Annotated in this window: 4 protein-coding genes; all 4 read right to left on the bottom strand. The window is 42.0% G+C overall.

Annotation, left to right across the window (positions count from 1 at the left end):
- Positions 1 to 293 precede the first annotated feature (293 nt).
- The 4 genes from FQV37_RS11585 to FQV37_RS11570 all read right to left on the bottom strand — a co-directional run bounded on the left by FQV37_RS11585 (position 294) and on the right by FQV37_RS11570 (position 6,620).
- The gene (locus FQV37_RS11585; protein WP_240991022.1) at positions 294 to 2,771 is read right to left on the bottom strand and encodes an esterase/lipase family protein; all 2,478 of its coding nucleotides are present in this window, start codon (positions 2,769 to 2,771) and stop codon (positions 294 to 296) included.
- Positions 2,772 to 3,070: 299 nt separating this feature from the next.
- Positions 3,071 to 4,195: a tetratricopeptide repeat protein gene (locus tag FQV37_RS11580; protein ID WP_160023149.1), complete on the bottom strand. Its 1,125-nt coding sequence runs from the start codon at positions 4,193 to 4,195 to the stop codon at positions 3,071 to 3,073.
- A 236-nt stretch (positions 4,196 to 4,431) separates the two neighbouring features.
- Complete coding sequence (coq7, locus tag FQV37_RS11575) at positions 4,432 to 5,076, bottom strand: 2-polyprenyl-3-methyl-6-methoxy-1,4-benzoquinone monooxygenase (protein WP_057759163.1); 645 nt, start codon at positions 5,074 to 5,076, stop codon at positions 4,432 to 4,434.
- A gap of 212 nt (positions 5,077 to 5,288) precedes the next feature.
- Complete coding sequence (locus tag FQV37_RS11570) at positions 5,289 to 6,620, bottom strand: MFS transporter (protein WP_160023147.1); 1,332 nt, start codon at positions 6,618 to 6,620, stop codon at positions 5,289 to 5,291.
- Positions 6,621 to 7,031 lie beyond the last annotated feature (411 nt).

Here is a 7,031-nt window from a genome sequence, read left to right as displayed (position 1 = left end):
AGATTAGTGAGGTGCTCTTCTTTTTTCAATCACTTTCGAAGTTGAGAGTGGGGTATATTACAGTCATGTGCTATCCATATATTATGCGCTTCCCTAGATGAACCCGCAACCCGTTCGATTAGGTGGCGGCATACCTACTAGTCATGAAAATTCTACTAACCAACCCTTGAAAATAAAATTAACCTTATAAATAACAATAACTTAAAAAATGTACTTTTCTTAAGAAAACATCTGTTTATGTTTTTTCTTGGTATATTATTTATTAAAATACTTACCAATAACAAAAACACACATCATTCTTGTAACTGCTTATGCAGAATGCGCCGCAAGGTTAAAATGGTTTGTGGATTGGTCTGAATACTATGACCGCCATTAATAATTGTCTCAGACGCAGCACCATCGAGATGGGCACTGTTATAAGGAACGATACCATCTGACAAACGCTCGGTCAGTGCTTGACTGATATCATCATTGACTGTCACAGCGGCAACAAGCGGCTCGGGTGGTAGCTGTGATGTCTCAGTATTGTCACTCACATCAACGCTCGCTGTTTCATTTCCAGAGTTGTCTTCTACCGCTTGTGACAAGTCAATTTTGGCACCATTTGGTTGCGTTTGTGCTAGTCCTTTAGTGATATCGGCATCATTGTTGGCAATGATTGAATGGTAAGTAATACGCTCATTCATAGTGATGTCTTTGGTTAACTCTATAAAAGAAGACTTGTCACTTAACTGGCTGGCACCGTTCTGCAAATATAACGCGCCCAGTGGGTTTTGTGCCAAATCGCCTTGTGTTGCAATAGTCGCTAAGTTATCAGTGAATGTCTTGACCAGACCTACGGGTAAGTAAACGATGCGGCGTAGTGCACGGGTAAACCAACGATCTGCATAATCGGTACCACGGAAAGGTGCAGATAGAAACACAGCGGTGTCTACTTGTGGCAATGCCTGTAGCTCAAATCGTTCCTTTAATTCATCTTCGCCAAAAGAAGTCTTGAGCGCGTTACGGATTTGCTGCTTTTCATTGCTAGAGAGGATGTCTTTATCATTGAGCTTATCTAAATCATCGATTAAATTTTCATCAGATAGCATCATACGAGCGATAATGGCACCCATACTATGACTTATAATCACACTGTTTTGACTGGCACGATTTTGTCCATTGGGATCAGTCTGCTGGTAGGTGCTGTTAATTAACTGCTGAATCTGATAACGATTTTCTAAAATAGGCAGATTGGTTGGATAGAATATTTGCCAAACTTGGTAATTATCACGCAGCTTGTCATCATTAAGAATATCGTTGGTCAGATTGACCCAAGTAGCTGGACTAGAGGCTAGCCCGTGCAACATAACCAACACGCGTTTATCAGGATCATAAGGCTCAAGCATGAAGAGTTTGGGCAGCTGAGCATCTGGTTGGCGAGTAATCAAGTTTAAATAACCTACACCATCTAACTGGTTTTCTGATAACCATAAGCCATATCCTGCCGAAAAGTTGGCTGCCAGTGGGTAATTATCATTGAGGATATTGACGGATTCAGTTTGGTACGGATTGTATAAATGAATATCAAGCTTACGACTGCTCAGCGCATCTAATACGCTATTGCCATCTGGCTTAATCAATCCAGTTAGTAAAAGATGTCCCGTCGGATAAATACGTGAGCTTGGCTCGCTGTCGTCGGTGTTTTTATCTTCATTTGTTAGTCGACCAGATAAGGAGGCGACCAGTAACTGACGGATTGTGGTGGTATAGCGATCATCCAATGACGCCACCAAACTGATGCCCAAACCAGGGCGTTTGCTCACGGAATTGAGACCGGAGAGCCGTAGCTCATAAGTGGATGATAAGTCTGCCAAAGCGGAAGTTTGTTTATGAGCGTTTTGCAGATAGTTGTTTTCGTTGGGCAAATAAATATCGAGGTTATAGTTATCTACTGTCACTTTCATGACTTTGACTTGGTCTGTTGCTTTGCTCTTTAGTGGAGATCGATTGGCAATCGCTGCTTCATCCGTGTTGTCACGCTTGGTAGAGGTTATTGGCAAATACTCTACTGTCGTATCACCCATCAATTTATTGGCGTTTTCAGTCGATTGATAAATTTGAGTAATAACGTCATTGCTAGCAGCGTTATAAATATCTTGGGTTTGGATATCATTGTCATTCGGAATACGGTTTTGCGCACGATGGCTATTGGTATTTTGCTCTGTACCTTCAAAGTCATGGGTCAAGCTGTCATAAAACAGATAGGTATAGCTGTATTTGACGGCATCAAACAACCTTGCTTGATAATCGGTTAAACACAGGTCAGTCTCTTTTTGCTGCGTTTTGGCGTCATCATCACTTAAAGGCGCATTGGCGTAATACGGATCAAGTGGCGGGCGTGCAAGTGCATTACGACAGTTTTTTGAGTCAGATAGTTGACGCGCTTTTGCATAGTGCAGCTCTGCAAAAATGGCCAAAGCAGGCCGATAGTGCTTGTTAAGCATACTGTCAGAGAGCTGAGTCAAGCATAAGTCAAATTGCTGCATACAGGCTTGCTCATTCAGTCCTGCTGATAATAAAGCAGATGCTGTGTCGCTGCTTAGCGCATTGTCAGTGACGATATTGCCGCGCTGCGCTGAGATGGTCTTGGCCGAGGCTTGTTTATCTACCGTCACTGTACTACATGCTGGTAGCAATACTGCTGCCGCCAAAAGCATAAATGAAGTAATGGGCAGAGTTTTTTTATTAGTATGCATTATTGTCTGTTTGCCAAAGCCAGCGAAAGTCATAAGTCAGTCCAATAAACGATGGTTATGAGAGTACGAGTAATGAAAGTAGCAATTGATAATGAGTGTAGCGCAACTTTTGGCGTTAGACTATTCATTTGCAGTTCTACAAAAGCATGTTTTAAAACGAAAGGGTTTCTACTAGTCGAAAAAAAGCGCTTTTGTCTTATAGATATAAAACAAAAGCGCTTGGTATTTAAAGCTTAGATTATTTATTAGATATTTGACCTAGTGAAAGTCTTATTAAACAAATATCTTATGAATCAAACCCTAAATAGCTAATCTCAATAAGTACATAATTTCTAAGCACCTGGTTTTACGCTAATATCAGGGGCAGGGATATCCCAAATGTAGAATTTGCCTTCTTCAACAAGTTTGATTTGTTGAGGAATAACAGTATTGTTAGGGTATTGCCCTTCAAGACGACGTAGGCGCTCTAACGCATTAGCACGGCGGTCACTGAGTAGATCTGACTGTGCTAAGCTTTGTTCTGCTTCGGTATAGCCTAAAGCAACAGCTCGATCTAGATACTTTTGACCTTCTTTGAAGCCGCCACCTTCTGATAGCATCATGCCGTATAGGAAGTTAGCCTCACCACTATCAGGTTGCAGCTTGATAGCGCGATCGACATATTGACCACCACGTACTGTGTAGTCTGAACCTAAGTCTAGGTTACGACCCATGCCGTTTAGCTTAGCGGCACGAAGCAATACATCAAAAGACGCGTCTGGCGACTTGGCATATGGCTCGATCCAATCAGCCAATACTTTGATTTTTTCACGCGTGTAATGACGCTGTGTGCGGTTAGGGAAGTTTGGTGGATAGTGGCGCGCGTTAGGGGATACATCAGCGATGAAGTCATCTAATAAGCTGACATCAAGCTTATCAGTACCTAGCCCTTTTTGTTGTGGAATCAGTACGGTTTTGACAAAGCTCATGTCTGATAGTTGTACTTGCGGTGTAGGAATGTTCGAAAGTTGTCCGCTACGCAAGTCGATACCAGTAGCTGTCATTGGACCAGGCTCATAGACACGAGTAGTGCCGTTCATGACAGGTGCAGCAGCAGGCGACATCATTTGCGGTGTTTGAGGTTGAGCAGTGCTAACAGATGCGTTGTTTTGCAGAGTGCCGCTTAGTTGCATGTTAGTTGTTTGCGCATTAGTCGGCTGGCTGTTGCTCGCAGGTGTTGCTGGCAAGCTTGTTTGAGCGGCATTGGCTTGAGCAGGACTGATGGCTGCATTAGGACGAGCAAGACGAATCACACGTTTGCTTGAGTCCATTGCACTAGGTACAGCCGTTGCAGTGGCGTCAGTTTCTGCTGCATTCACAGGTGCAGATAATAACATGGCACAGGTTGCAGCCATGACGGTCAACGTTGCAAACTTTGGTGACTTAATAGAGTGGCTACTAGAGAGAATCGCTTTCATAAAAATCGTTACCTTGTTTAATTTATTTGGTTGTTATTCATTGATTGGACGGTAATATAAATAGCGCATTGCTGCAAAATCGTACAAATTTTTAATACCGTAGCAAATTAAGCTTTACGCTATCTGTGGTAGGATTGTTAATCGCTAGAATTAAGCAAACCTACGCAAATCTGTGCAGACGTTGATGAGTAAGAAAATCGACAACAGCAGCTAACAAAAGTACCTGTAACCATAAGCTATAAATGATAAGCGGTATCTTTCATACGATTTGCCATCCATCGCATGGTTCGACGTACTGCGGGAGACAAAGCAGCGCCGCCACTTGCAAGTGCTAGCTCACGATGATGCAGCTCCTCTTTATCCATTTGTGCCAGTATCTCTTTTGAGCGCTGATCATGTTCAGGTAACTGCTTGATATGATCCTGTAGATGCTCGCTGACCTGCGCTTCTGTCTCCGCTACAAACCCTAGACTAAACTCGTTTGAGATCGCGCCTGCGACTGCACCGAGTCCAAAAGACATACCGTACCAAAGCGGTGTAAATACGCTAGCATGGCTACCAAGTTCGCTTAGACGAGTCTCGCACCAGACCAAATGATCGACTTCTTCTTCGGCCGATTGTTGCATGGCTTGTTTGACACCACTATCTTTCGCGGCAAACGCTTGGCCATGGTATAGACCCTGCGCACATACTTCACCTGTATGATTGATACGCATAAGACCTGAGACGTGTCGCGCCTCTGTGATGGTCAGCTCAGGAATCTCATCGCTACTGACGGGCAACGGACGCGTGCTTGGATTGGAATGTGGCACGACAGCTCGTAATGCCTTATCGACCCCAAGTAACAACTGGTCAATTTTAGATAAAGGACGCAGGGTCATAACTCACTCCTGATGGTGTTAAAAACTGTCAATAAAATAAAATGTATTACCGTTTAAACGCAACGGCATAATGCGTATTACTATAACAAACAATCCAAATGATTGGCTTGCATATCACGGTTTAAACAGTTCATAAATAGCTTATAGAGAGTCGGTAAACTGCTATAGCCATTATAACGGTGATTAGACGGTATCTATGGAACTAAACTTATTTACGGTGCTATACCATCGTTAGTTTGGATAACGGCATGCTTAATATGTTTATTGAGTTTGATGTATAAAAATGCACCAAACACTATATTTAATAGCCCTGTCACCAAAAATAACTGCGGCAGCGTAAACCCTAATGAGTTTAAGATAACAATCGCAAAAATCGCTGATGTGACCATAAATATCGCATTAAAGATGTTGTTCGCACCAACAATACGTGCTCGATGGCTCTTAGGTGCGTAGGCTTGCATAGAAGCATATAGCGGCACGATATACAAACCACCACTGAATCCTAATAAGAATAAATCCGCGAATACCCGCCAGCTACCACTTATATTAAACAAATCACCGATGCCAAGTAATGTGTCATTATTCACATTTATATCTAAACCTGAAAGTGAAAAATACAAATCAATAGCAAAGATACTTAATCCAGCAATACCAAAAGGTAATAAACGCAAGCTGACCTTATTTTTGGTCAATGTTTTGCACAGCACCGAACCGATCGACACACCAACAGAAAACAATGTGAGTAAGAAAATAACGACTGACTCATCACCAAGCAAAATCACCTTGCTGAACTCTGGCACTTGGGTCAAAAACGTCGCCCCATAAAACCAAAACCAGCTGTTGCCAAGAATGATAAAGAACAAAAAAGGCAAGGAGTATAAGTAACGGACAGTGGCTAAGCTGGTTGTAATAATATTCCAGTTAATCTTCAGGTCAGGCTGCATCGCTGGCATATTAGGGATATAGCGTGCAGCTAAATATCCCAAAACAGCGACAACCAACACTGTGGCACTAATCCAATATAATGATTGTGATAGCTGAGTCAAAATACCAGCGACAATCATCCCGACCAAAATAGCCAGCGAAGTACCCATCTGAAAAAGACCATTGGCGCCGACCAACTCATCTTCTTTCATCGCTTGTGGCAGATAAGCGTATTTGATCGGTCCAAAGAAAGTCGAATGCGTACCCATCAAAAACAACGCGACAAATAGCAGTGCATACCATTCAAAGACAAAGCCGACTGCGGCAACTGCCATAATGACCAGCTCAAGCAGTTTGATAAACTGCGTGAGCTTTGACTTTTCATACTTATCAGCAATCTGTCCTGCCAAAGCAGAAAACAAAAAGTAGGGCAGGATAAATAACATGGCGGCCAAGTTATTAAGGATGCTGACCTCTACGCCCAATTTACTGGCGGCAGTATAAGTCAGCACCAGTATGAGCGCCTGCTTAAAAATATTGTCATTGAATGCGCCCAAAAACTGGGTGAAAAACATAGCGCTAAAACGACGGCGCTTGAATAACTGGAACTGGTTGGACATGGACATTCCTACAGATAAATCGCGACTGATAGAGAAAAGAGCGGCGCTGAACGACAATTTTTTTATGATAATAATCGTAAATTTTATTAAAAACTATATCAAGATATAGCATAGGTTTTATCAATATTAAGCCGTATAATAGCAAGGCTTCGGTGAAAATACATGCAGTCAATGCTATGATTCGATATTTAACTAAGTTATGATTTATAAATTTTATGTGATTGCGTTTTAGGGTATAAATAGTATTGAAAACAAAGGCTATTACTCATCAATGCTATCTATAAGTTAGTAGCCTTTTCTAAGCTAGTAGACCTACAAGGCAGTAGACACACAGTACTAAAGCCGACACTATATAGTCACCTGACCACAAAAATGTTATAAAATAAATCAACTAAACGATTACCAGTATAA

This window comes from Psychrobacter nivimaris, from assembly GCF_009812035.1.
GTDB lineage: Bacteria > Pseudomonadota > Gammaproteobacteria > Pseudomonadales > Moraxellaceae > Psychrobacter > Psychrobacter nivimaris.
This window is presented reverse-complemented; position numbering and strand designations above follow the sequence as displayed.